General features: G+C 47.5%; 18 protein-coding genes and 1 tRNA gene. 14 read left to right on the top strand and 5 right to left on the bottom strand.

Annotated features, from left to right (window positions below; translation table 11 throughout):
* Window positions 1-419: 419 nt before the first annotated feature.
* Window positions 420-1,376 carry a 1-aminocyclopropane-1-carboxylate deaminase/D-cysteine desulfhydrase gene (locus IE163_RS13060; RefSeq protein ID WP_189433421.1) on the bottom strand — a complete coding sequence of 319 codons (957 nt, stop codon included), beginning with the start codon at window positions 1,374-1,376 and terminating at the stop codon, window positions 420-422.
* Window positions 1,377-1,660: 284 nt separating this feature from the next.
* On the opposite strand from IE163_RS13060, the gene IE163_RS13055 reads away from it, so the two are divergent.
* From IE163_RS13055 to IE163_RS13015, 9 genes are read left to right on the top strand one after another with little or no spacing between them, the layout of a single operon-like run.
* Window positions 1,661-2,704 carry a rod shape-determining protein gene (locus IE163_RS13055; RefSeq protein ID WP_189433420.1) on the top strand — a complete coding sequence of 348 codons (1,044 nt, stop codon included), beginning with the start codon at window positions 1,661-1,663 and terminating at the stop codon, window positions 2,702-2,704.
* Window positions 2,705-2,731: 27 nt separating this feature from the next.
* Window positions 2,732-3,589 (top strand): rod shape-determining protein MreC, encoded by an 858-nt coding sequence (mreC, locus tag IE163_RS13050; protein WP_189433419.1) that lies wholly within the window; start codon window positions 2,732-2,734, stop codon window positions 3,587-3,589.
* Window positions 3,589-4,071 carry a rod shape-determining protein MreD gene (gene mreD / locus IE163_RS13045; RefSeq protein WP_189433418.1) on the top strand — a complete coding sequence of 161 codons (483 nt, stop codon included), beginning with the start codon at window positions 3,589-3,591 and terminating at the stop codon, window positions 4,069-4,071. Before mreC ends, mreD begins: the two co-directional genes overlap by 1 nt.
* Complete coding sequence (locus tag IE163_RS13040) at window positions 4,071-4,643, top strand: Maf family protein (protein ID WP_189433417.1); 573 nt, start codon at window positions 4,071-4,073, stop codon at window positions 4,641-4,643. The genes mreD and IE163_RS13040 overlap by 1 nt, the downstream gene beginning before the upstream one ends.
* Complete coding sequence (gene rng, locus IE163_RS13035; protein ID WP_189433416.1) at window positions 4,640-6,106, top strand: ribonuclease G; 1,467 nt, start codon at window positions 4,640-4,642, stop codon at window positions 6,104-6,106. Before IE163_RS13040 ends, rng begins: the two co-directional genes overlap by 4 nt.
* The gene (locus IE163_RS13030; RefSeq protein WP_189433415.1) at window positions 6,106-9,981 is read left to right on the top strand and encodes a YhdP family protein; all 3,876 of its coding nucleotides are present in this window, start codon (window positions 6,106-6,108) and stop codon (window positions 9,979-9,981) included. The genes rng and IE163_RS13030 overlap by 1 nt, the downstream gene beginning before the upstream one ends.
* Window positions 9,953-10,807: a carbon-nitrogen hydrolase family protein gene (locus IE163_RS13025; protein WP_189433414.1), complete on the top strand. Its 855-nt coding sequence runs from the start codon at window positions 9,953-9,955 to the stop codon at window positions 10,805-10,807. The genes IE163_RS13030 and IE163_RS13025 overlap by 29 nt, the downstream gene beginning before the upstream one ends.
* Window positions 10,804-12,243: a metalloprotease TldD gene (gene tldD, locus IE163_RS13020; protein WP_189433413.1), complete on the top strand. Its 1,440-nt coding sequence runs from the start codon at window positions 10,804-10,806 to the stop codon at window positions 12,241-12,243. Before IE163_RS13025 ends, tldD begins: the two co-directional genes overlap by 4 nt.
* Window positions 12,244-12,299: 56 nt before the next feature.
* Window positions 12,300-13,301, top strand: coding sequence for a branched-chain amino acid aminotransferase (locus IE163_RS13015; protein WP_268248630.1), 1,002 nt, complete (start codon window positions 12,300-12,302; stop codon window positions 13,299-13,301).
* 75 nt (window positions 13,302-13,376) lie between these two features.
* On the opposite strand, the gene IE163_RS13010 is transcribed toward IE163_RS13015, so the two are convergent.
* Window positions 13,377-15,539, bottom strand: a complete 2,163-nt coding sequence (locus IE163_RS13010; RefSeq protein WP_189433411.1) for a hypothetical protein — start codon at window positions 15,537-15,539, stop codon at window positions 13,377-13,379.
* Window positions 15,540-15,737: 198 nt separating this feature from the next.
* Here IE163_RS13010 and IE163_RS13005 point away from each other — a divergent pair, with 198 nt between their 5' ends.
* Together IE163_RS13005 and IE163_RS13000 are read left to right on the top strand one after the other, a co-directional pair.
* A complete protein-coding gene (locus IE163_RS13005) occupies window positions 15,738-16,280 on the top strand; it encodes a PH domain-containing protein (protein ID WP_189433410.1) in 543 nt (180 codons plus the stop codon).
* Window positions 16,273-17,841: a PH domain-containing protein gene (locus IE163_RS13000; protein ID WP_189433409.1), complete on the top strand. Its 1,569-nt coding sequence runs from the start codon at window positions 16,273-16,275 to the stop codon at window positions 17,839-17,841. The genes IE163_RS13005 and IE163_RS13000 overlap by 8 nt, the downstream gene beginning before the upstream one ends.
* Window positions 17,842-17,913: 72 nt before the next feature.
* Here IE163_RS13000 and yjgA read toward each other — a convergent pair whose 3' ends face one another.
* Window positions 17,914-18,450, bottom strand: a complete 537-nt coding sequence (yjgA, locus tag IE163_RS12995; protein ID WP_189433408.1) for a ribosome biogenesis factor YjgA — start codon at window positions 18,448-18,450, stop codon at window positions 17,914-17,916.
* A gap of 118 nt (window positions 18,451-18,568) precedes the next feature.
* On the opposite strand from yjgA, the gene pmbA reads away from it, so the two are divergent.
* Window positions 18,569-19,912: a metalloprotease PmbA gene (gene pmbA / locus IE163_RS12990; RefSeq protein ID WP_189433407.1), complete on the top strand. Its 1,344-nt coding sequence runs from the start codon at window positions 18,569-18,571 to the stop codon at window positions 19,910-19,912.
* 189 nt (window positions 19,913-20,101) lie between these two features.
* Here the strand turns inward: pmbA and IE163_RS12985 are convergent, their stop codons facing one another.
* Window positions 20,102-22,279: a M3 family metallopeptidase gene (locus IE163_RS12985; protein WP_189433406.1), complete on the bottom strand. Its 2,178-nt coding sequence runs from the start codon at window positions 22,277-22,279 to the stop codon at window positions 20,102-20,104.
* Between the two features lie 235 nt (window positions 22,280-22,514).
* Window positions 22,515-24,428 (bottom strand): ATP-binding protein, encoded by a 1,914-nt coding sequence (locus tag IE163_RS12980; RefSeq protein WP_189433405.1) that lies wholly within the window; start codon window positions 24,426-24,428, stop codon window positions 22,515-22,517.
* 165 nt (window positions 24,429-24,593) lie between these two features.
* Here IE163_RS12980 and IE163_RS12975 point away from each other — a divergent pair.
* Together IE163_RS12975 and IE163_RS12970 are read left to right on the top strand one after the other, a co-directional pair.
* Window positions 24,594-24,670, top strand: a tRNA-Arg gene (locus IE163_RS12975).
* A gap of 540 nt (window positions 24,671-25,210) precedes the next feature.
* Complete coding sequence (locus IE163_RS12970; protein WP_189433404.1) at window positions 25,211-25,624, top strand: GNAT family N-acetyltransferase; 414 nt, start codon at window positions 25,211-25,213, stop codon at window positions 25,622-25,624.

Genomic DNA, 25,624 nt, shown 5'->3' with positions numbered 1-25,624 from the left:
CCCCGAGCTCTGCGAGGGGCATGAAGGCACCTCATAAAGCCAAAGAGCCCACTCAGTTGAGTGGGCTTTTTGCTTTACTGCGATTCTGAGGCAATGGTCTGTACGTCTTCTTTGAGTCTCATCGTTTGGTGCATCCGGTGGCCAGCACGCCGTACGACTTCGCCGGGGCACGCCGTAGATACTTCCCTGTAGGCTCCTCTTTTGCATCCCTGCAAAAGACGTCCCCGGACAAAGTGTACTCTGCGCTGGCCACCTCGTCGGCTATCGGTGTGGCATCGCTTTTTTGGACGCGCAGCGTGATGAGCCAGCAATGCTTGTTGAGCCCTCAGTTGCGGTAGAATTTTTGGAACAGCAGCAGGGGGGCTGCGCAGGCTGAGTGGGCACAGTGACGTGCGCCTCGAAGCCGGTGGTAAAAATTGCTACCCAGCTGCGGGCCTTGCGCCGGGCTCTTCGCTACCATCTGCAGCAAGTAAGTGATACTCTGCTTTACTAATTAGCTTACGGTAATATTGACCTGCTAATCCTTGCAAGCCGCCGGTGTGAAAAAAAGCGATGCGTTGGCCTGATGCTAGCTGGCCACTTGTTAACAGGTCCAATAATTGGTGCAAGGCTTTACCTGTATAAACCGGTTCAAGAGTTATTTGCGGTTTTAACTCACAACAAAACGCGATATCTGCCGCTGTCACTTTGCCATAAGCCGAACTAGCCTGTGTCAGCTGCCAATTAACAAAAGGTCTGTTATCGGGTAGGCATTGTTTAACCCGACTGACCAGTGAACGGTCTTTAACTACCGCCAACCCTAACACCTTAATATCAGGGTAACGCTGAATAATCCCAGCTAAAGTACCGCCGCTGGCGGTTGCGCAGCAAAGCAGAGTTGCTTTACCTGCCGGTGTTTCTGCCAGCGGTAGAGCCGAAACGCCCGCAGCGCCTTGCTGATTACTGCCACCCTCTGGCACGATTAAATAATTAGGGTAATTATTTACCAGATCGTGATTGAACTCTGCTGAGTCTCGCTGTCTAAATGAGACTCGGTCAATCCCCCGCAACTGCATACCATTTCGCGAACATTGTTGTAGTGTCGGGTTTGCACTATCCAGCTGATCTGTGCGTACCAAACCTATTGTTGGGAAACCATAATGGTTACCGGCAGCAGCTAAAGCGGCTAAATGATTGGAAAATGCGCCGCCCAGGCTAAGGATCCCTTGTGTTGGCAGGCGTTGCGAAATAGCTGAGTGTAATTTTAACCACTTATTGCCGGCGATCTGTGGTACAGGTGGTTTTAATTGACAGATCCAAAGCTCGGTATTGCTGGTCGTTAGAATAGGATGTGTTAGTTGTTGCCAGCTGATTTCTGGCAGTAGAAGGACTGTCATTAGTATCGTTTTCAAGGTAATGCAGTGATAGGCAATTATAGCCTTTGTTGTTGCTCACTGCTCTGCCTGATGACTATAAAAAGTGCTGGTAAGTCTACATATATGGACGTTAAGGGTATTTACGTAGTGTTTAGAGGTAATTTGGCAAAAAAGTCATAAAAAGCTATTTTCTTGCCGGAGACTTACTTAGAATAGCTACAACTTTGGTATAAATTTCTTTCTGTTGCTGTATCGCCTTTTACGGCCTTGGCAGCCGGATTTTGTTAAAAGGATTCACTTTCTCCATGTTTAATAAACTGCGCGGCATTTTTTCAAATGATCTGTCTATCGATCTTGGGACAGCCAATACCCTTATTTATGTGAAAGACCAAGGCATAGTATTAAACGAGCCTTCAGTTGTCGCTATTCGGCAGGAACGCGCCGGTGGCCCGAAAAGTGTAGCTGCAGTTGGGCATGCCGCTAAGCGCATGCTTGGGCGCACTCCGGGTAATATTAAGGCCATTCGCCCAATGAAAGACGGGGTAATTGCAGACTTCTATGTTACTGAAAAAATGTTGCAGCACTTTATTCGCCAAGCACATAGCAATAGTTTTCTAAGGCCAAGTCCACGCGTTTTAGTGTGTGTTCCATGTGGTTCTACTCAGGTTGAACGCCGTGCTATACGGGAATCTGCACAAGGTGCAGGTGCGCGTGAAGTGTATCTGATTGACGAGCCTATGGCTGCGGCCATTGGTGCTGGCTTGCCAGTTTCGGAAGCTACCGGTTCCATGGTCGTTGATATTGGTGGCGGTACCACCGAAGTTGCCATTATTTCTTTAAACGGTGTGGTGTATTCCTCATCTGTTCGTATTGGCGGTGACAAGTTTGACGATGCAATCGTTAACTATATCCGTCGGAACTACGGTATCTTAATTGGTGAAGCTACCGCAGAGCGGATTAAAACAGAAATTGGTTCTGCTTATCCCAGTGATGATGTGTTGGAAATTGAAGTCCGTGGTCGTAACCTTGCTGAAGGCGTACCACGTAGTTTTACCATGACCAGTAATGAGATTTTGGAAGCGCTACAAGAGCCGCTGGCTGGTATTGTCAGTGCAGTTATGGTGGCATTAGAACAATCACCGCCAGAGTTGGCGTCAGATATTTCTGAGCGCGGTATGGTATTAACGGGGGGCGGTGCACTACTGCGTGATTTAGACCGGTTGTTGATGGAAGAAACGGGGATCCCTGTAGTGGTCGCTGATGATCCACTAACTTGCGTGGCTCGTGGTGGTGGTAAGGCACTGGAAATGATTGATATGCACGGTGGTGACGTTTTCAGTTACGATTAATGCAGTTTTGCGCCGTCAGAGACGCTCATGAATGACTTTTTTAACCGCGGCCCGGCACTTGGGCTGCGTTTAGTTTTAGCAATAGCTTGCAGTGTCGGGCTGATGTTTGTTGACCGCTATACCGAGAGTGCAACCCAGATCAGGAGTTTACTTACCTCTGCGGTAGGCCCGCTATTTTATGCGGCAAGCTTACCTGAAAGTTTGATCGCGGGTGCTTCCGAGCAACTTATGTCACAACAGCAACTATTATCTGAAAACGCTCAGTTAAAAGATAGGTTGCTACAGCAAGATGTACAACTGCAATTACTGTCTTTTCTACAACAGGAAAACGATAAACTGCGTGCTTTATTAGGTTCTGCTCCTGTGGTTCAAGGTCAGCGCTTAATTGCTGAAGTTTTGGCAGTTTACAGCCATCCTTTTTCTCATCAAGTTGTGCTCAATAAAGGCAGCAACGATGGGGTTAGTGTCCATCAGCCAATTATCGATGAAAAGGGGGTCGTTGGACAAATAGTGAGTGTTGGTCCCACCAGCAGCCGTGCTTTGCTTATTTCTGACAATACCCACGCGATTTCAGTGCGTGCTGAGCGCACTGGGGTGCGTACTGTGGCTGAAGGGCTGGGACAATGGGATATGCTCAGGGTGATCCATTTACCACTAAGTACTGATATTCGTGAGGGTGATCGTTTATTAACCTCCGGCTTAGATGGACGCTTTCCAGAGGGCTATCCGGTGGCTGAGGTTATCCAGGTGATTAAAGATGCCAGTCAGCCCTTTATGACAGTGCATGCTAGGCCCTATGCTAGCTTAGATAGGATTCGACACGTATTGATATTATGGCCTGGATCGCAAGTGGAAGCAGTACGTCAAGCCGAGGAAGAGAATTAATGCGACCAGCTCAAGGCATAGGTTTTATTTATTTAAGTCTGTTAGCCGCGCTATTACTTACCGTTACACCAGTACCTTTTCAGTTTAATTTGTTTCGGCCAGATTGGGTGCTATTGGTGTTAATGTATTGGACATTGGCTTTGCCAAGACGTGTTAATATCGGTACTGCATTTTTAATGGGGTTATTGACGGATGTTCTGGTTGGCACCGTTTTGGGCGTAAACGCCTTAGCTTTTTCTGTGGTGTCTTTTGTTGTTGCCGTAAACCACTTAAAAATTCGTAACTTTTCGGTCATTCAGCAAAGCCTGTTAATGGGGTTAATGTTGGCGCTGTATCAGTTACTCTTGTTTTGGCTAAGCCATTTCCTAACAGGGGTTAATTTCCGCCCAGCTTACTTATGGCCGGTTTTAACTGGCATGATAGTTTGGCCCTGGTTATTTTGGCTACTGAGGCGTTATCGCCGACAACTTAAGATCCAATAATGCACTCTACTATCGCGTTAGCCTCCGCTTCACCCCGCCGCCGAGAATTATTGCAGCAGCTTGGTGTAACCTTCGAATTGGTTACGCCCGATATCGATGAAAGCATCTTAACAGCAGAACTTGCTGCCACTTATGTTAGCCGTTTAGCCTTAACCAAGGCGCAAATAGGTTTGCAACTGCTGGCTGGCCGTTTGCCGGTGCTAGGTGCTGATACTAGTGTGGTCATTGATGGTTGCATTCTGGGCAAGCCGGAAAGTGAAGCCGATTTTTTACATATGATGCAGCGACTATCTGGACGTAGCCATCAGGTCATGACTGCAGTTGCCTTGGTAACTCCTACTCAGCAATGGCAAATTTTGGTTACTACAGAGGTTTGGTTTAGGAGCATTAGCCAGCAAGAAATGGCAGACTATTGGCAAAGCGGCGAGCCTGTAGATAAAGCTGGTGGTTATGGTATTCAGGGACAAGCCGGTAAATTTGTCGAACGCATAAACGGCAGCTACAGTGCTGTTGTTGGCTTACCCTTATGCGAGACAGACTTGTTATTACAAAAGCTGCAGAGGTCAAGATGAGTGCTGAGTTACTAATTAATGTCACACCCACAGAAACCCGGGTAGCCTTGATTGAAAACGGTGTACTGCAAGAATTACATATTGAACGGCAAGCGAGACTTGGGTTGGTTGGCAATATTTATGTCGGTAAAGTCAGCCGTGTATTACCGGGTATGCAGGCTGCTTTTGTCGATATCGGTTTAGATAAGGCCGCGTTTTTACATGCGTCAGATATTGTGCAACATAACGAAGCTAATGAGTTGGATGCTAAACCAGCGGCTAGCAAAGATATTCGTGTGCTGGTGCGTGAAGGGCAGTATTTGTTGGTGCAGGTGGTAAAAGATCCCCTGGGCACAAAGGGCGCTCGTTTAACCACCGATATTACTCTACCGTCCCGCTATTTAGTTTTTATGCCAGACTCTGCACATGTAGGTGTGTCACAGCGTTTAGAGAGTGAAAACGAGCGGCAAAGATTAAAAGATATTGTTAGCAAGTGCATGGACGATACGGGTGGCTTTATTGTGCGGACTGCTGCTGAAGGCGCCGCAGAGGAGGAATTGGTACAAGATGCCAAATTTCTGAAAAAACTTTGGAGCAAAGTCCTTAAGCGCAAAAAGAACACCCGAAAAGAAGGGGTCGTATACGAAGATCTAACCCTTAGCTACCGTATTCTACGTGATTTTGTTGGTACTGAATTAGAGCGTGTGCGGGTTGATTCCAAATTAACTTTTCAACAATTAACGGCATTTTGCGACGAATTTATGCCGCAAAATGTGGCATTACTGGAGTATTATCCTGGTGAGCGGCCAATCTTTGATATGTTCGATGTTGAAAATGAAATCCAGCGCGCTTTAGAACGCAAGGTCCCGCTGAAAAGTGGTGGTTATTTGATCATTGATCAAACCGAAGCGATGACGACTATTGATGTGAATACCGGTGCCTTTGTCGGCCACCGGAATCTAGATGAAACCATCTTTAATACCAATACCGAAGCCACCCAGGCAATTGCTCGGCAGCTTCGGTTGCGTAACCTTGGTGGTATTATCATTATCGATTTTATCGATATGCAAAATGAAGAACATAAACGCCGCGTATTCCATAGTTTAGAGTTGGCGTTGGCTCGGGACCGTGCGAAAACCAACATTCATGGTTTCTCGGCTCTTGGGCTAGTAGAAATGACCCGCAAAAGAACCCGCGAAAGTTTGGAACATATTCTATGCTCAGAGTGTCCAGTATGTAAGGGGCGTGGTTCCTTAAAAACGGTCGAAACCGTTTGCTTTGAAATCTTGCGGGAAATCGTCAGGGTAAATCGCGCCTATTCTGCCGATAAATTTGTAGTATATGTGTCGCCGGTAGTAAAAGACGCCCTGACAACAGATGAATTTCATAGCCTGGCTGAACTCCAGGTCTTTATTGGTAAACAAATCAGTATTCATACTGAACCTATGTACACACAGGAACAGTTCGACGTGGTAATGATGTAGTGCAGAAAACCAAGCAGGCTTGCTTTTACTGTCTGCATAAACTTTGGGTAGCGCTGGCAATTTGTCTGGTGGTACTGGCAACGGTGGTGTCGGTACTGCGTATAGCGCTACCTTATGCCGATAGTTATAAACACCACATAGAGCAGGTGCTAACTCAGCAGCTGGGCACGACCGTTGCCATTAAACAAATCAGCGCCGCCTGGCAAAAAAATGGACCGGCGCTAGTTCTACAGCAAGTTAGTATAGCCGCAGATGCTGAAGTGCAGCTGGAGATCGCACAAACCTCCGTGCGTATCAACTTCTGGCAAAGTATATTAGCTCGTCAGTTTACTGCTGAGCATTTCGAGCTGGACGGACTACGTTACTGGCTCAACCTGGATGCGCTCTTTAGTGCCAATCAAGCTACCACCAACAATACCACGGCAACATTACAGGGGTTAGAGCAGCTGTTCTTTCGTCGTCTCAAAGACTTTACCGTAACAAATAGCCAATTTATTTTAGTGAGCCGTGATCAGCCGGAGTTAGTGCTTAACATAAGCCGCCTGAACTGGCGAAATGAAGGCATGCAGCACCAAGGGCATGGTGAACTGGCGATTGCTGATGTTACGGCCAACAACCTGAGTTTTATTTTAGATTTACATGGTCCTACCTTAAGCGAGGCATATGGGCAACTGTTTTTACAAAGTGCTGATTTAGATGTCGTGCCCTTATTTCGGCAATGGTTGCCGCAAGCTAGTCGTCTCCAAAAAGCGAGTATTAACTTTCGTGCCTGGGGCAGCATTGGGCAAGGCCAGCTTCAACAGTTGCAACTTGATTTGGCTGAGAATAGCTTGTATTGGCAACGCTCGGGGGAGCACCACAGCCTTAAGTTAGGTGCTGGACAACTGCACTGGCAGCCAACTGAAAGCGGTTGGCAGCTGCTCTCTGGTGAGCTTAGTCTTGCGAGCCAAATTGAGCAATGGACAGGGTTAAAACTGCAGTTGAGTCAAACGAATGAACGCTTGCTGGCAACGGTACAGCAATTTCAGCTCGATGCCTTGGAGCCTTTGCTACAGCTATTTGCTGAAGACAGCGAGCTAGTAAAAAGTATCTTGATGCACCAACCTGCCGGTTATTTAGAGCAACTTAATGTTAGTTTGCAACAGCAAGAGTTTAAACTCTACGGCCAATTTCGGGAGTTGGGCAGTAAGCCAGTTCGGAATATCCCGGGCGTGACCGAGCTTTCTGGAAAGTTTTGGGCGGCTAATGATTTTGCCTGGTTGTTACTTGCGGGTGAGCAGCAATATTTGTCCTGGGATGGACTCTTTACTGACCACTGGTACTATCAGCAGCTAGTTGCTGATATTCGGCTACGTAAACAGAATGACGTGTGGCAATTACAGTTGCCACAACTGTCATTAGAAGCTGAAGATTTCCAGTTGGCGGCTCAGGCTAGATTAGACCTGGGTTTACAACCAGAATTATCGCTATTAGCACAGCTAACAAAATTAGACGCAGCTAAAGCCAGTCGTTATTATCCGCAGCGTTATATGCCAATTAAAACCCGTGAGTATTTAACTGAAGCTATCGACAGTGGCATGTTGCAGCAGGCAACGGTGCTCTGGCAAGGAGCATTTGCAGATTACCCTTTTACTTCCGGGGAAGGTCATTTTCAGGTGAGAGCTGATCTTGAACAAGGGGTATTTGCGTTTGCGCCAGACTGGCCTGCTTTAACAGAGCTAAGCGCGGTTTTATGGTTTGAAAATGCCAGTATGCTGATTGCAGCCGACAATGGTTACTTAGGTCTCTTACCGATACGGGATCAGGTAACCGCCAGTATCCCAGATCTATTTAATGCAAAGCAGTTGGATGTTCGGGTAAATACCCAACTTGAAAGTCACACCCTAACAGAGCTTATGCTGCAATCTTCGTTGCAAGACACTTTAGGTAAAACTCTAGCGCATCTTGGGTTATCAGGCCCGGTACGTGGTGATTTATTGTTAGAGATCGGCTTAACTGAGCCAACCGTGATAGCGACTGGTACCGCTGAGCTGTTAGAGGTTCAAGCGTATATTCAGGCTCCGCAACTTCATTTGCAGCAGCTAACCGGTCGTATACATTTTCGTAATGAACAACTCAGAGGGGAGCAACTGCAGTTTATCTGGCAGGGTCTGCCTGCCAGTGGTCACTTTATTGGCGAACAGCAGGCTGCGGCCTACGAGGTGAGTGTGCAGCTAGCCGGGCAAGCTTTGGCGCCACAAATTAATGCAGTCGCTGCTATTGAAAATCATCACTTGCTGGCGGGAACTCTTGATTGGCAGCTGCAGCTGTCGTTGGCATTGCCGCAAGCTGGTTTTAGCTATCAGGCTGAACTCAGTGCACAACTGGAGCAACTAGCGCTTAACTTGCCAGAACCTTACCGAAAAGACCTTACTGAACCGGCAACACTGCAGTTGGTGGCGCATGGCAATGCCGAACAGAGCTATATTACCGCAGATTATCAGCAATTATTGTATTTCCAGGCCGAGTTGCCTCATCACAGCGGACGCATTAGTCGGGCACAATTGACGCTGGGATCAGAAGATCCCGGTTTAAGCGGTAAAGGTTTTAATATCGATGTTAATCTGGCGCAAATTGAACTACTACCATGGCTAGATTTTCTGCAACCCATCTTAAGCAAAACCACAACAGAAGATGCCGTATTACCAACGTTAAACCGAGTAAGAGGCAAATTGGCAACTATTCAGCTGCCTGCACAGCTCAGCCTGAACAATACAATATTTGAGCTAAGCCCAGGCGAGCAAGCTTGGCAGTTAAACTTGCATGGTACCGAGTTGGCAAGTCGCTGGCAGTTTTTCCATGACTGGCAGAGTAAAGGTATAGTGGTGCAGTTAGATTACTTGCATTTACCTCTGGCAGAGACAAAATCTAAGCCAGGGCTTATGGAAGTAACAGAGGACATTACAGAGCAGCTGCCTTTATTGTCAGAGCTAGAGGCGCAAAACTGGTTACTACAGATGGTTCCATTGCAGCTAAATTGTAACGATTGCGCCATCGGTAACTATCGGTTTGGTAAAGTACAGCTGCAGGCTGCGGCAAATGGTGAGGAGTGGCAGTTACAGCAACTTACTACCGATTATAAAGGCAGCAAGCTTAAGATTAGCGGAGTGTGGCAACCAGATAATGCCATTGGCAATAGTCAGTTTAGAGGTACATTTTATAGTCCGAATATTGGCGCGTTATTGGCAGAATATCAGCTAAGCTCTGCGATTAGCGGCAGTCGCAGTGATATTGATTTCCGACTGAACTGGGCGGGAGCACCACAGCAATTTCGTTTAACCGAGCTAAATGGGCAGGTGCAGTTTGCTTTAGGGGATGGTTCACTGACTGAGGTCAGCGATCAAGGTGCCCGATTATTCTCGTTATTTAGTTTGGACTCACTCGTTCGTAAATTGCGGCTGGATTTTCGCGATGTATTTAGCAAAGGCTTTTTTTACAACAAAATGAGTGGCAAGCTCAGTTTGCAGCAAGGTGTGGCACAAACCAGTGATGTGGTTATTGATGGTGTACCGGGCAATCTTACAATTCAAGGCTATGCCGACCTTGCAAAGCGGCAGCTGGATTATCAAATGTCCTTTGCGCCAAAAGTGACATCCAGTTTACCGGTGATTATTGCCTGGATGGTAAATCCGGCAACGGGGCTAGCTGCGTTGGCGCTGGATGAAGTATTTCAATCTGCCGAAGTGATTTCACGCATAAACTTTACTGTCACCGGCAGTTTCGATAAGCCTGTCGTTACAGAAGTAAACCGTCATAGTACTGAAGTGCCAGTACCTGTTCGAATTGCGCAGCCCGAGACTATACCTGATGACAATACGCAACCCCGCAGTGACTGAGTGGCAACTCAGTGCTATTCAGCTGACGAGCCAGCCCGATCCTGAACAAAACTTTCAGCAGCTAGAGCATTACTTGGCGTTGTTACCTAAAGCCGCACAACATTTAGTGGTACTGCCGGAATGCTTTGCGGTATTTGGTGGCGCTGACGGAGTACAGCAAGCTTTTGCCGAGCCACTTGGGCAGGGCGAGCTACAAGCGCGCTGTGCTGCCCTTGCCAAGCAATATCAACTCTACTTAGTGGCAGGTAGCATGCCGACTACCAGCCCGGATCCCCGGCGCTTCTCTGCCAGCAGTTTATTATTTGGGCCCGATGGCACCTTACTAGCCGACTATCAAAAACTGCATTTATTTGATGTTAAAGTCTCTGACGCTACCGGTAATTATCAGGAATCGGCCACAACCTTACCCGGCGATAAACTCACATTATCTGTACAGGGTAGCCTGAAACTCGGCATGACGATATGTTATGATGTGCGCTTTCCTGGCTTAATGCAGGCGCTGGCTGCTGCGGGTATGAATGTGCTCAGTGTCCCTTCGGCCTTTACCCGGGTAACAGGGGCCGCACACTGGCATAGCTTATTACGCGCCAGAGCCATTGAAAACCAATGTTTTGTGGTCGCTCCCGGCCAAACTGGCGTACATGCGAATGGTCGGGAAACTTTTGGCCATAGCCTGATTATCAACCCCTGGGGTGATATTCTGGCCGATGCGGGTGCTGCACCCGGCTGGATTTCTGCCGCAGTAGATTTGGCAGACTGCCAGCAATTAGCTAATAAAATGCCTATTAAGCAACATAACCGATTTAACAGTGAGCTGAAACCATGAATGCAGTAGAACATAACCTTATTAATGCCTCAGAGTTGAGCCAGCGCGATCTGGAGCAAACGCTGGGCTATTTGTTTGCGCATCAGCTCGATTATGCCGATCTGTACTTTCAATCCAGTGTGCATGAATCCTGGGTGTTGGAAGATGGCTTGGTAAAAGACGGTTCTTTTAATATTGAACGTGGTGTCGGCGTGCGGGCCATTAGCGGTGAAAAAACCGGTTTCGCCTATGCCGACAGTATTAATAGTGCCTCACTGCAACAAGCCGCTATGGCCGCCCGCGGTATTGCTGCGCAAGGCCAGCAAGGCAGCGTAAAAACCTTCAGCCGCAGTAGTAACAGCAATATTTACCTACCTTGTGAGCCCCTGCAGAGTTTAACTAATACCGAAAAGGTGGCGCTGTTACATCAGGTAGAAGCCTTTATTCGCAGCTTAGATAGCCGGGCTGAACAGGTTATGGTCAGCCTGACAGGGGTATACGAAGAGGTATTAGTTGCGGCCAGCGACGGGACCTTTGCAACGGATATTCGCCCCCTGGTACGTCTAAACTGTTCAGTGTTATTGCAGCATAACGGCCGGCGTGAGCGCGGCAGCGCAGGTGGTGGCGCCCGCACCGATTATCGCTATTTTAGCGAGGATCAAGATGGTGCACCGCGCTGGCAACACTTTGCCCGCGAAGCTGTGCGCATGGCGCAAGTTAATTTAACGGCAGTAGATGCGCCAGCCGGTACCATGCCGGTGGTGCTGGGTTCTGGTTGGCCCGGTGTATTGCTACACGAAGCAGTAGGGCACGGTTTAGAGGGCGATTTTAATCGCAAAGGCTCTTCAACCTTTAGTGGTCGGATTGGTCAGCAGGTTGCCTCAAAACATTGTACTATCGTTGATGATGGCACCCTGAGCGGCCGTCGTGGTTCGTTAAATATCGATGATGAAGGCGTACCTAGCCAGTACAATGTACTGATCGAAAAAGGTATTCTAAAAGGTTACATTCAGGACAAACATAATGCCATGCTGATGGGAGTACCCCCCACGGGCAATGGCCGGCGTGAATCTTTTGCGCACCTGCCGATGCCACGCATGACGAATACCTATATGCTGGCCGGCGACTATGCACCGGAAGAAATTATCGCCAGTGTGAAAAAAGGGATTTATGCACCTAATTTTGGTGGCGGTCAGGTAGATATTACCTCGGGTAAATTTGTGTTTTCCGCCTCAGAAGCTTATTTGATAGAAGACGGTAAAATTACTACGCCAATTAAAGGCGCAACCCTGATTGGCAATGGCCCGGAAGCCATGCAGCAGGTGTCGATGGTAGGCAACGATATGCGGCTGGATAGCGGCGTTGGCGTTTGTGGCAAGCAAGGCCAAAGTGTGCCGGTAGGTGTTGGCCAGCCAACGTTAAAATTAGATGCCCTCACCGTAGGCGGCACACAATAGCATAATAACATTCTGACCCGGCCAGCCTACGCTGGCTTGATACTCTACAGCAGGAAATAAAAATGGCAGCATTTGGCACCGTATTTACTAACGAGATGATTCTCTCACGCTTTGAAAATAACAGCTGGAGTCAGCCCGCAGTCGTTGCAACTGACAGCATTAGCTTGCACCCCGGCGCCCATGTGCTGCATTACGCCAGCACCTGCTTTGAAGGGATGAAAGCGTTCCGCCATGCCGATGACTCGGTGCACATTTTCCGGATGGATAAAAACGTTGCCCGTTTACAACAAAGCAGCGAGTTGCTGGCGTTACCGCAGATTGATGCGGCTATGTTAAGCAGCATGATCACGGAAATTGTCCGCCGTTACGCCGCAGATGTACCTATGCCGCCTGGCTCTATGTACATCCGGCCAACGCATATTGGTACTGAAGCTTCTATTGGTAAAGCCGCAGCACCCAGTTTAAGCTCATTGCTGTATGTATTACTGTCGCCGGTGGGCGATTATTTTGCCGGTGGCGCTAAAGCACTACGGCTATTACTGGAAGACAATGCCCGCTGCGCATCGCATATGGGTATGGTGAAAAGCGGTGGTAACTATGCCAGTGCGTTGCAACCTATTATGAAAGCCCGGGCTGCAGTGCAAGCCGATCAGGTATTGTTCTGTCCTAATGGCGATGTCCAGGAAACCGGTGCGGCTAACTTCCTGCTGATTGACGGTAACGAAATTATTACCAAAGCCTTAGACAGCTCATTCTTACATGGTATTACCCGTGACTCTATTCTCACGCTGGCGCGTGATCGCGGCATGACAGTATCGGAGCGCGAGCTAACAGTCGATGAGCTGTTAGAGCGGGCCGTAAAACCGGGGGCGGAAGCGGCCCTGTCAGGCACCGCGGCGGTGCTGACGCCTGTAGGTACCCTTATTCATGCTGGTAAGGAATATCAAGTGGGTGGCGGTATTGCCGGTACTACTACTGCGAGTTTACGGCAGGCATTAAATGATATTCAGTGGGGGCGGGCGGCAGACACCCATGGTTGGCTTACTAAAGTAAGTTAATAGCCGTCTCCCTGTAAAGAAAGGTCGCTATGCGACCTTTCTTTTTTTAGGGCTGTATCAGCAATACGATAAGGATCAGTCGGTTTTTGTACTGTTCTGATATAGCGAGATCACCCGGGTTTTACTGATTTTGTGGCGGTAGATTTCGCGTAAATACTTAATGGCTTTTTTCACGCTATCGCGTGATAAGCGAATATCGTTAATCGAAATAAATTTGTCTTTGCTATTAATCAGCTCCCGGTATTTTTTTTCATACATGGGTTTAATGGCATACCAATTGGTATCAAGGATCTTGGCCGGATTCTCAAATTCGTGCAGCATGCTATCTACTAATGCCTCGTCAAATTGCTCACTGCGAATAAACTCTAGCATGGCTTCATCGAGTTTCTCATCAAAGCGATAATTATCGATAGCAAAGCAACGTTTAATGTACGCCACAATCAGGGTTAAAAAGTCATCACTTAAACAGGGGCTTTTGGCTATCAGTGTGGTTAATGAAATATTGGCTGAGGCGCCAATAACCAAGGCATAACGTTTTAAGGTAGTATTTGGAAACAAGTTATTAAGATGTGATTTTAGCTTGTTTAAGTCTATATAGGACAACTTATAGTCTTTAGGCAAAGAGACAATAGATACCACAGAAGAGCAGTTTTTAAAGAAATGCAGATCTTTCATCTCGGTGGCGTCATAACCGTTTTTTTGATAATCGGCCAGGATGCTACGGTAACGAACGGACTCTATAGGCAGCAAACTAATCCCTTCAATGGCTTGTGTGACCTTATTAAAATGTGGCAAGTCGATAGAGCGGAAGAATAAATCGTCAATATCTAAGCCTGGCGTGCCTTGTTTATCGAAAAGCTTTAACTTCTCAGGCACTGCGGTTTCTCCGGGCATAACCGATTCGGCATAAGCCACCGCCACGGGACCTGCCAGGCTCATAAAAAGATCATTGGCATCTAAGCGGATGGTTTCGCCAATATCGATACCGGCCCGGCGGAAGTAGTTTTCGTCATAGTCGGTCGTAACTGCTTGCGCGGTCAAAATATTAAAAATTTGCTGTGAAATATATTGGTTAGCGTATCTTTCCATCGTATTGACATCAATATGCTGGATGTCGCCATCGTCTGTTTCCTCAGCGTAGCGCATAATGTCGTTTGAGATTAACATCATGGCATTCCAGGGCCGGATACGATGCATGGCATTGGCATCGTTTTTTTCTTCCTGGTCAAAATTGTAAGAGAAGTCCCATTCTTCAGCGAGATACTTACACAATAAGCGGCCGGCATTGATATGGAGCGCTTCCGACATTTCTACGCCATGATCAGAAATATTTGGCAGAATACAGATACCACTGGTAAAGATGGGTTCAAAGACAAAAGAATGGCCGCGGTTTTCTTCACTTTCGGGCAGGGTGCGGGTGTCAAAGGTTTTGCTCATATACGCATATTGCTGGGCTAACCCAAATTCCGATGCCATACCCGATCCTGTGCCGCCCCCGGCGCTAAAAATATAAAAATACAAGCGGGACTGGTTAGCTTTAATACCACAGGAGTCAATTAGATAAGAGTGGATAAACTTCCAGTCGGCATTGGCAAAGCGCTGTGTTTCTTTGTTTAAAATAATCTTGGCCAGGTATTGCCCCAGTATTGGCGCATTACCCGCACCACCGGCGTGGACCTCGGATAAGTCCATAATTTTCATTTTTGTATAGTCACGTAGAAAACCGCTGCTTTCACTTTTATTCGAGAAGCGAATACGGCCCTCAATATCTTTATCAAGATCGCCTAACATCACCAAAGGCTCAATTAAAAAGACCGGTTTTAGCGCATTGGCGGCCTTTAAATTTAGGCTGCGCTTAATCCAACGCATAGGGCGATATTCTTGTTCACGGTTTTGTTTTTCCTGGCTATTAAATTCATTGAGATAAAAGTTACGGGCGCTGTAAACCAAAGAGGCCACATCTAGCGCAATATTAGAACCACAGCGGCCAAGCCCTATTAAGCAAACCGATGGAAAGTGTTGCTGTTTTTGGGCGTTAACTTCATGTTCTATTAGGCTGGTGGGAAAGACCGTTTGTCGTAAACCATCCAGATTTGCCAGAATGCGATTAAGATCGCGCTCGGTAAAATACATATGACGCTCGGTGCTGCTTTTTACGGCTTTGTTTCCCGCAGCAGGTCTGACAGCAATAATATCGTCATCCAAAGGTGGCTGATTGATCGGTCTCTTTTTGGTCATAGCGGGTATCCTGATAGGAAGGTTTTTCTAAGTTATTGCTTTAAAAGTAGACGCATTTATCAGTGAACAAAAATAGGCCTATTTGCCTGGCTAGCGCTGAAAAACAATTTATTATTTAAGACAAAAATTCATTTTTGTTAGATAATTTAAAAAAATGTTATTTTAAGTGCCGCGGTTTACTTGGGGAGACAGAACAGCATGAGTACTGACACTTTTCAGAATGTACCGGTTTCTTTAGCAGAGCAGCCTCAGCTATCCGCATTGCAATGGCAAGGGCTAGCACCAAGCTACCTGCGTTTAGTGCTCTGGGTGGATAGTATTAGCGTCCTTTTATTCACCGGGCTTTGGCTTGCGATCTATTTACAACCTTTTTGGCCGGTAAATCAGACGTTTGGCAATATCCTGCTTTTGGGCGGTGGTGTTTTGTCGCTCTGTGGTGTGCTGGCGATTGGGCATAGCTATCTGGCCTTTCCGCATCAAGCTTATGCGTTACGACAGCATGATTTAAGTTATCGTAGTGGTTTGTTTTTCCGAAAATGTGTTACTCAGCCGATCTTACGGATCCAGCATATTGAACTCAAGCGTGGTCCCTTTGAGCGCAGAGTTGGGTTAGCCAGCTTACAGGTGTTTAGTGCTGGCGGTGCTATGCACACCTTTGCTATTCCCGGTTTAACACTGGCCGACGCAGAGCGGATCCGGCAGTTTATTCTTCAGCACAAAGCCGGGCTGCAGCATGATTGAGCCTGATTATGTCGAGGGTGACAGTGCTCCCGAGTCTTTGCTAACGCTACAACAATGGCAACGCTTATCTGCTATTGCGTTATTCTTCTTTTGCTTACGCTTATTTAAAACGGTGTTTGGCAATATTGGCTATCTGGCCCCGACCTTGCTGGTATTTTATCAAGGTATGCAGCGCTATCCCGGCTATTCTGCACTCGCGTTGGCTGCGATCTCACTACTACTGATTGGGGTGGGGATCTTGCACTATTGGGTATTTCGGTTTCGGGTCATTGACGATACGGTTGAGATCCATTCTGGTATTTTGCGCAAAAAGCAGCTTAATCTGCCTTTTAGCCGTATTCAAAATGTCCGTTTGCTGCAGCCTATTTATTATCGGCTAAGCGATCATCTTTGTATCGTGTTAGATACTGCGGGTTCGAGTCAGCAAGAAGCACAGTTAGCAGCCTTACCAAGGGAGTTAGCAGAGCAATTACAGCAAGCTATTTATCTGGCAAAAGCTGGGCAACCGGCCGTTGTCGCGGCAGCAGAGCAGCAAAGTACGCAAGCTGCGGTGCCTGCCGGTGAGCAGTTACTCTGTACCCGCTCGGTAAAAGATTTAGTCTTTTATGGCATTAGTAATAACAGGGTGATGCTAGTGCTGGGCTTGGCGGCACCTTTTTATAAACCAATCACTGAGTTGGTTGGGCAGCAGCTAGATGCATTAGGGCTAGATGTTGCGCGTTGGTTTAATCCTGATCTGCAATCCTGGCTTTGGTTAGGCCTGGCTGCGCTGGCGCTTACTATGCTGTTGATGTTGTTGATCACCTTATTGTCTATCGCTGCCTCAGTGCTTAGCTATTATCAATTTCAGTTATGGCATGTCGGCGACAGGTATGTTCGGCGCAGCGGCCTGCTGACCCGGCACGAAATTAGTATGAAGGCCTCGCGCTTGCAGTGGTTGCAGTTACAACAAGATTGGGTAGATAAGCTTATTGGTCGTTGTAATGTGCACTATGAACAGGTACACACGCCTTATTCGGAATACCAAGAGCAAGCCGAACACGGCAAAATTATGGTGCCGGCGGTATTACCGGCTGCCGCAGCCAGGTTATTGGCAGAAGTGTATCCCGATAATCAGTTAGCTAACAGTGTTTTTGGTACAGTAAACTGGCGGTATCTGGTACCGGTATTCGCAGGTTTCTGCTTGCCACTATTTCTGGTTAGCCAATACGTGTTTTTACCGACGCAACCGGTAATGGCGATGGCAAGCTTATTGGCAATTGCTATGTTAGTGGGGCTTTTTCTGCTGCGTTGGCGCCGCTTTGGCTATGCCATGGACGCAAATTACCTCTATATCCGGCAAGGTGTAATTGGCACTGATTATTACTGTGTACCGCTGCATAAGTTGCAGCAGTTAAGTATAAAACAGCATTGGTTTATGCAAAAAGCCGGTTTAAAGCATCTAACACTGGTATTTGCCTCCGGCAGTTTAACCATACCTTATATGCCTGCCGCAGCGGCTGAGGCGATAGCTAATTACGCACTGTATCGGGCAGAGAATAGTAATAAGGGTTGGATGTAGCTACTGCAGCAAGGCGTTGCAGCCTGCTGACAACATGTCAGGACCCGGCTGCAACAAGCGACTGGATTTAGCTTAGTCAGTGATAATCAGTGGTTTTATCAGCTGAAATAACTCGCGGAACGCTTTGGGTGGCTGCTGCTTTTCCTGCTCTTTTTTCGCATTGCGAATAAGCTGCCGCAGTTGTTGTACGTCGGCAGTTGGGTATTCGGCAACAAAGGCAGTGACAGCTTCGCTGTCGGCCAGTAAGCGATCACGCCAGGTTTCTACTTTATGAAACTGTCGGGTGGCGGCCTGGTTGGTATTCCGGATAATAGCCAGAGCTTGCTCTATCGGTTCTAGGTCGTCTTCCCGCACGCGCATCAAACGGCCAATAAACTGAATATGCCGGCGCAGGGCTTCGCGTTTCTTCGAGAGTTTATCTGCCAGCTCCAGTGCGTCTTTAAGCTCGTCATCTAATGGTATTTTAGCGCGTGCCGCCGGGCTTAACGCAATCAGCTCTTCACCCAATGCCTGTAAGGCATGCATCTCACGTTTAATCTGGCTTTTACTGATATGATCCGGTTGTTCCAGCCATTTGCTGTCACCGTATTTAAATTCTGTATCTGTCATGGCTCTGCTTCTTCATTAACTTTATAGTACTAGTATATCACTAAACGCAGCAGAGCAAGCAGCAGCCTTTGCTTGACTATGATAAGCTAAGCGCATTGATTTTGAGGTAAGAGTATCTATGCAACAGCAACCCACTATTCAGCAAGAAATTGCTGACGTAAAAGAAGCGGTAAGTCAGGTATTGGCACACGCTAAAAAGTTAGGCGCTACCAGTGCTGAAGCCTCAATGAGCCGCACCCGCGGTCTGAGTGTTGAGACCCGCCACGGTGAAGTTGAAACCGTGGAATTTAATCAAGATGGTGGCCTTGGCATCAGTTTATATTTTGGGCAGCGCAAAGGCTCTGCCTCTACTGCGGATCTCAGCCCAGAGGCGTTAAAGCGCACTGTGGAAGCTGCGGCAGATATTGCCCGCTATACCTCGGAAGATCCGCATGCCGGTGTAGCTGAGGCGGCTTGGCTGGAATTTAGCCCACCTGATCTGGATTTATTTTATCCAGAGAGTATTGGTACTGAGCAGGCGATAGCCTTGTGTGCCAGTGCTGAAGATGCCGCTTTTGGGCAGGATAGCCGTATTACCAATTCAGAAGGGGCATCCTTTTCTACCCATCAGGGGTTAAAAGTTTACGGTAATAGCCATGGCCAGTTAGTGGGTTACCCCAGTTCCCGCCACAGTTTCAGCTGTGTGGTGATTGGCGAGCAAGACGAGGATATGCAGCGGGACTATAGCTTTACCGTTGCCCGTCGCTACGCTGATTTACTGGATCCTAAGCAAATTGGCCGTGAAGCTGCTTTAGAAACTGTCGCTCGCCTGGGCGCCCGTAAAGTGGCGACGCAAAAAGTACCGGTGATTTTTCGGGCTGACATCGCCAGTGGCTTATTTGGGCATTTAGTGTCGGCAATCAGTGGTGGCAGCATTTACCGCAAGTCGAGCTTTTTGCTAGATAAGGTGGGGACGCAAATAATGGCGTCCAATTTAACCATTACTGAACTGCCGCATTTAAAACAGGCCCTGGCTTCTAGTCCCTTTGATAGTGAGGGGGTAAAAACCCGTGATCTGGTAGTAGTAGACAAAGGCGTACTAAATACCTATTTAACCACCAGTTATTCAGCCCGTAAACTGGGTATGGCCAGTACCGGCCATGCTGGCGGTATCCACAATTGGCTAGTACAACATGGCAATGACGATTTAGCGGCGTTGTGCAAACAAATGGGTAAAGGCTTGTTGGTCACTGAATTAATGGGGCAGGGCGTAAATACCGTAACAGGTGACTATTCGCGTGGCGCCAGTGGTTTTTGGGTTGAACATGGCGAGATCCAATTCCCGGTGGCAGAAATTACTATTGCCGGTAATTTGGCGGATATGTTTATGAATATTGTTGCTATCGGTAACGACGTTGATCGCCGTGGCGGTGTCCTGACCGGTTCAGTGCTGATTAGCCAAATGCAAGTTGCCGGCGATTAATACTGCTTCAGCTTAGCTAACACCCAGCGCCAAGACACAAGGCGTAGCCAAAAATTTAGATAGCCAAGCCAAGGTAGACAGCCAAGATAGATAGCCCTGCAACAAAAAAGCCTCTGTTAATCAGAGGCTTTTTGCTTGGTGTTTTGTCTTAGTCCCGAGCTAGCCTGGCTAGCTCGGGGGTGGCAACGATTAGTCTATCTTGGTTTTTAAACCACGACGGATTAATAGCGCATCCGTTGTTGGCTCCTGACCGCGGAAGGCTTTGTAAGAGTCCATTGTTGGCCGTGAGTTACCTACTGCCAGAATATTCTTACGATAATGATCACCGTTCTCACGGGTTAAACCACCATTCTTTTGCACATGGGCAAAGGCATCAGCGGCTAAAATTTCACTCCACATGTAAGCATAGTAACCAGCTGAGTAGCCGCCGCCCATAGAGTGTGAGAAGAAATTAGACTTATAACGTGGTGGTACAGCAGCTAAATCTACCCCATGCTTTTTCAGCGCAGCAGCTTCGAACTCTTGCGGATTTTGCAGTGGCGCATTGCCCGGCAGAGAGTGCCATTCCATATCCAGTAAGGCAGCAGAGATATATTCCAGCGTGTCAAAGCCCTGGTTAAAGCTGCGTGAGCGCATTACTTTATCTAACAAGTCAGCAGGAATAGGTTCACCTGTTTCATAGTGTTTCGCATAGTTACCCAGTACTTCTGGGTGTTGCGCCCAGTCTTCTTCAAAAGTAGACGGGAACTCGACGAAGTCACGTGATACTGCGGTCATGGCTAAGGTTGGGTATTTTACGTTAGAGAAAATACCGTGTACGCCATGTCCCAGCTCGTGGAAAATAGTAGTGGTATGATCGTAGCTAATCAGTGTTGGCTTACCATCTGGTGCTTTTGGAATGTTCATCACATTCACTACCACAGGCTTTTGCCCTGTTAGGTGTGACTGGCCAACAAAAGCGCTCATCCAGGCACCACCACGTTTGCCTTCGCGGGCAAAGTAGTCAGCGTAGAAGATTGCAATGCTGCTGCCATCGGCATCGAATACTTCATAGGCTTCAACGTCTGGGTGGTATACCGGTAAATCTGGACGTGGCTCAAAACGAATACCATAGAAACGGTTCATGTAGTAGAACACGCCATCTTTCAGTACCCGGTTAAATTCGAAGTATTTTTTAACTTCGTTTTCGTCCAGATCATACTTAGCCTGACGTACGAACTCAGCGTAGTATTCCCAATCCCAAGGCTGTACTTCGAAGTCACCACCTTTTTCGCGGATCATCGCCTGAATAGCGGCTTGCTCTTGCTTAGTATTTTCCACTACTGCCGGTACCATAGAACCCAGCATATCAAATACAGCACTGGGTGTTTTCGCCATATTGGTTTCTAGGGTAAAGCTGGCCCAGTTGTCATAACCTAACAATTTGGCGCGCTCTGCCCGTAACTGTGGTAAGCGGGCGACAATGTCGGTATTACTGTTTTCGCCAGACTGAGCGCGGTTAGCCGAAGCTTCCCAGACACGTTGCCGTAATTCACGGTTGTTCAGTGAGGTTAAAATAGGCTGGCGCGTGGTATTGGTAATGCTAAGTAAATATTTACCTTCATAACCACGATCTGCAGCAGCTTTAGCCGCGGCCGCAATTTGCGAAGCAGATAAGCCGTCTAATTCTTCAACCGTATCTACCACAACCGCGATATTAGCTGTTTCAGCTAACAGATTTTGTGAGAATTGGTTAGTAAGCTTAGAATGTTCTTCGTTCAGGGCGCGAATAGCGGTTTTTTGTTCGTCATTCAGCTTGGCGCCTGAGCGTACAAAGCGTTCATAGTAAACTTCAACTAAGCGCAGTGATTCAGCGTCCAGACCTAAATCGTTACGGGCATTATAAACAGCTTCAATACGGGCAAATAACTGCGGGTTCAGGTTGATATTATCTGAATGAGCAGCCATTTTTGGTGCTAATTCTCTTTGTAACTCGCGGCGCTTTTCGTTGCTATCGGTACCGGTCAGGTTATAAAACACCCGTGAGACACGGGTCAGCAACTCACCGCTTTTTTCCATGGCAACAAAGGTATTTTCAAAAGTTGCGGCTTCAGGATTATTGGCAATGGCTTCAATTTCAGCAAGGTGCTGCTTCATGCCTTCTTCAAAGGCCGGTAAAAAATGCTCATCTTTAATGGCGTTAAAGTCAGGCGCTTCGTAAGTTAGGGTGCTTTTCTTAAAAAATGGGTTGCTCACAGTAACTTCCTGAACGGCTGCAGCCTCAGGGGCAGCTGCTTGGGTGGCTTGTTGAGTAGGCGCAGTATTGTCAGAGCAAGCACTTAAAGTGAGTACTGCACCAATCGCTGTAGCGAGTAGGGTCTTACGCATGATATTTTCTCCGTGGATAGGTGGCCGATAGCGTTATATCCTGTTGGTAACAGCTAGCTGCTTAAGCTGCCTGTAACACCTTGTCAGGATACCGTTATTGTTATTGTCATACAGCATGGCTGCTGGATTGCAAGTTACAGTATGCCAAAAAAGCTGGCCAAATGCGGTGCTTTGCAACCAAGTGCCAACAAATTAAGACAAAAGCCTGCCAAGTGCAAATTTTTGCTGTAAAAACTCAGTCTGGCTCTGCTTTTGCCAGCGGTAGGGTGAAGTAGAAACAACTGCCGTGCGCTAAACGTTGATAGCCAATCTCACCATGCAGTTGCGCAATAATTTCTTTGCATATAGCCAAACCCAAGCCGGTGCCACCTTGTTCGCGCACTGCGGCACTATTTGCTTGCGCAAAGCGATTAAATAGCAGTGGTTCAAAGGCCGCCGGTACCCCCTTACCTTGATCAATAACACTTACTTTTAACTGGGTTGCCAATGATGTCAGTTCAACCACGATCGGGGTATCGGGGGCTGAGAACTTAAGCGCATTGGAGAGCAAATTAAGTATTACCTGACGCAGGCGTACTTCATCGGCTAACACTTTACCGTGCGGTGTGCCAGGATTTTGCAAGGTGATTTGGCGTGTTTGATTCGCCGTGAGCTGAGCAATACATTGTGCAATTAATACGTCAATTGTAATGGGCGTGATAGTAAAAGGCATATTACCGCTATGTAGCTTTTCAAAGTCGAGCAAATCGTTTACTAACTGATGCAACTGGGTACAGCTTTGTTGGGCTAATTGCAGCATTTTTAGCTGTTTGTTGCTGAGTTCGCCCAAGGCGCCACCCACTGCCAGCCCCAAAGCGCCGTTAATTGCGGTCAGCGGTGTACGCAGTTCGTGGCTGACGGTAGCAACAAAGTCACTTTGTAAGCGCTCTACGCGTTTACGTTCGGTGATGTCGCGTAGCACTAATAGATGCCGAGGTTTGCGATGCAGCGGCAAAGTGCTATGCGATAAAAGCAAATCAAAGATTTCACCGCTAGCGCGCTGGGCCCTGCACTCTATTTCAATTTGAGGAAGCGTACTGCTTGTAGGTAAAGCAATGGCTTGTTCACTTGGCGCGAGCAGTATAGACCAGGGCTGCCCTGGTAGGCTGTTTGCGCCGTATCCCAATAGCCGATAACAACTCTGATTGGCAGTTTGAATAATACCCTCATTATCAACCGTCATAATGCCATCTAGCACATTGTCATGAATACTGCGCAGCGTTTGCTCATTATCACGCAATGCCAGGCTGCTAAGTTTAAGCCGCTGTAGTGTATGAAATAACCGGCATAATAACAGCAGCATAACCAACCCGGTTATGTATAAAAAAGCCCTTAACAGCCAGAGTCGGGTGGAGGCCTGTTCAGGTGCAGACAGTGCCATTTGCCAGTCAGCACCCCGTACCGCCAGATTCAATAGCAGATTGTTTGCCTGAAAAAGTCGATTGTCTCCAAAAAAGCTGTTGCTAAAGCCTCCTTCTTCTAAACGGTTACGCAGTGCAATGGTTATCCCCAAGCGCGCGGTATTTTCGGCTAATTGCCGCCAAATCGGTTCAATATCAATTACCGTGCTGATGATCCCCCAATAGCTGTCGTCGGCCATAAATATCGGGTAACGATAGACAAAAGCCGTTCCCCCTTGGCGCAGCACTATAGGGCCAGCAAGTCTGGCGGAGCGCTTAGTAATAATATCGGCAATCACTGGCCATTGTTCTGTTAAGTCAGGGTAATAGAGGTGTAAGGCCTGCTCATTACCCGCTAGCGGAAAAATGTAATTAATGCGGTTCCCGGGGGCGATACCAATATTGCGGATATGTTTAGCTTGCCGGATCAACCCGGGTAGCAAGATGTTTAACTCATCGTCTTCAACTTGCCCCGCTTTGGCAGTGATATAAGAGGCTAAACCAACGGTAAGGTACAGTGGGATATTCAGCTCGGTTTCTAATTGTGCTCTTAATTTATCGGCAATGGTCAGTTGTTGCTGCAGTTGCTCCGCTTGCAAGCGTTGCTGCTCATAGCGCACCAGGAGCTCAGCACCAACCCACATTAAGATTGCCGCTAACATAATGGCAAGCCATTGCCAGAGGGTAAAAGCCGGATGCTGTTTTGTCATGGCAGGTTAAGCAGCCTATGGTAGCGGACATAGCACAGATTATAAGCAGTAACGCTTAGATACTAAAGCAATTAGAACTGTTCGCTTAAAAAAGCAACAGGCGATCGATAGACTTAGTTACAAAGCCTGTCTATAATGCGCCCTCGCACTAAAAGTGCACCGGTTGCACCCATAGCTCAGCTGGATAGAGCGCTGCCCTCCGGAGGCAGAGGTCTCAGGTTCGAATCCTGATGGGTGCGCCAAAACAAACAACCGCCATTTCGGCGGTTTTTTGTTTTGTGGTATCCGCAGATTTGAACCTTCTTCGACAAAAACGCCGGGAGCGTTTTTGAACAGCGTCAGCTGGCCCGCAGGGCTAGGGCAGGATAGCCCGAGTAATCCTGATGGGTGCGCCAAAACAAACAACCGCCATTTCGGCGGTTTTTTGTTTTGTGGTATCCGCAGATTTGAACCTTCTTCGACAAAAACGCCGGGAGCGTTTTTGAACAGCGTCAGTTGGCCCGCAGGGCGAGGGCAGGATAGCCCGAGTAATCCTGATGGGTGCGCCCAAAAACAACCGCCAGTAACACACATTCAGACCACTCATTTCATAGAGTATTTGCCATTTACAACAGAGTGCAAAAACCCGCTTTATTAAGCGGTATTGAAAAAGTGCGATAACAACATATTTCTCAATAATTCGTTAAGTAGTATGCCATATGCAGCTCGTGGATACTTTTGGCTTGTGACGATAGGTAAGCGCCGATTACACTAAAGCACTTGTTTATATTAGTTGGTTTTGTATGACGGGTTTTATCGTTGATAACAGCAGTGACTTTGCTGATCAGGCTAAACAGAAAATCGCTGAGTTTAATGCCCTGCACTGGGATGCCAGCAAGCGCCAGGCTTTGGGTTTAAAGCAGCTTAACGCCCAGGGTGAATTAGTAGCAATGTTGGCTGGACGCACCTTTGGTAATTGGTTTTTCTTAGAATCCTTTTGGCTTATGGAGAGTGAGCGCGGTAAAGGCCTGGGTAGTGCAATGTTGATTGAAGCAGAGGCTATAGCAAAAAATCGTGGTTGTCGCTTTGTGTTGTTGGATACCCTTGATTTTCAGGCACAGCCTTTTTATCTGCGTCATGGCTATCAAGTTGTCTGGCTGCAACAAGATTATCCGTTTGCGGGTGGCGCTAAATACTTTATGACCAAACCGTTATGA

The organism is Alishewanella longhuensis (assembly GCF_014653435.1).
GTDB lineage: Bacteria > Pseudomonadota > Gammaproteobacteria > Enterobacterales > Alteromonadaceae > Alishewanella > Alishewanella longhuensis.
The sequence above is the reverse complement of the archived record's forward strand: the minus strand, read 5'-3'. Positions and strand labels throughout refer to the sequence as shown.

Coding starts and splice junctions, on each gene's coding strand:
- IE163_RS13060 (WP_189433421.1), bottom strand. CDS start 1,376: ATGACAGTCCTTCTACTGCCAGAAATCAGCTGGCAACAACTAACACAT.
- IE163_RS13055 (WP_189433420.1), top strand. CDS start 1,661: ATGTTTAATAAACTGCGCGGCATTTTTTCAAATGATCTGTCTATCGAT.
- mreC (WP_189433419.1), top strand. CDS start 2,732: ATGAATGACTTTTTTAACCGCGGCCCGGCACTTGGGCTGCGTTTAGTT.
- mreD (WP_189433418.1), top strand. CDS start 3,589: ATGCGACCAGCTCAAGGCATAGGTTTTATTTATTTAAGTCTGTTAGCC.
- IE163_RS13040 (WP_189433417.1), top strand. CDS start 4,071: ATGCACTCTACTATCGCGTTAGCCTCCGCTTCACCCCGCCGCCGAGAA.
- rng (WP_189433416.1), top strand. CDS start 4,640: ATGAGTGCTGAGTTACTAATTAATGTCACACCCACAGAAACCCGGGTA.
- IE163_RS13025 (WP_189433414.1), top strand. CDS start 9,953: ATGACAATACGCAACCCCGCAGTGACTGAGTGGCAACTCAGTGCTATT.
- tldD (WP_189433413.1), top strand. CDS start 10,804: ATGAATGCAGTAGAACATAACCTTATTAATGCCTCAGAGTTGAGCCAG.
- IE163_RS13010 (WP_189433411.1), bottom strand. CDS start 15,539: ATGACCAAAAAGAGACCGATCAATCAGCCACCTTTGGATGACGATATT.
- IE163_RS13005 (WP_189433410.1), top strand. CDS start 15,738: ATGAGTACTGACACTTTTCAGAATGTACCGGTTTCTTTAGCAGAGCAG.
- IE163_RS13000 (WP_189433409.1), top strand. CDS start 16,273: ATGATTGAGCCTGATTATGTCGAGGGTGACAGTGCTCCCGAGTCTTTG.
- yjgA (WP_189433408.1), bottom strand. CDS start 18,450: ATGACAGATACAGAATTTAAATACGGTGACAGCAAATGGCTGGAACAA.
- pmbA (WP_189433407.1), top strand. CDS start 18,569: ATGCAACAGCAACCCACTATTCAGCAAGAAATTGCTGACGTAAAAGAA.
- IE163_RS12985 (WP_189433406.1), bottom strand. CDS start 22,279: ATGCGTAAGACCCTACTCGCTACAGCGATTGGTGCAGTACTCACTTTA.
- IE163_RS12980 (WP_189433405.1), bottom strand. CDS start 24,428: ATGACAAAACAGCATCCGGCTTTTACCCTCTGGCAATGGCTTGCCATT.
- IE163_RS12970 (WP_189433404.1), top strand. CDS start 25,211: ATGACGGGTTTTATCGTTGATAACAGCAGTGACTTTGCTGATCAGGCT.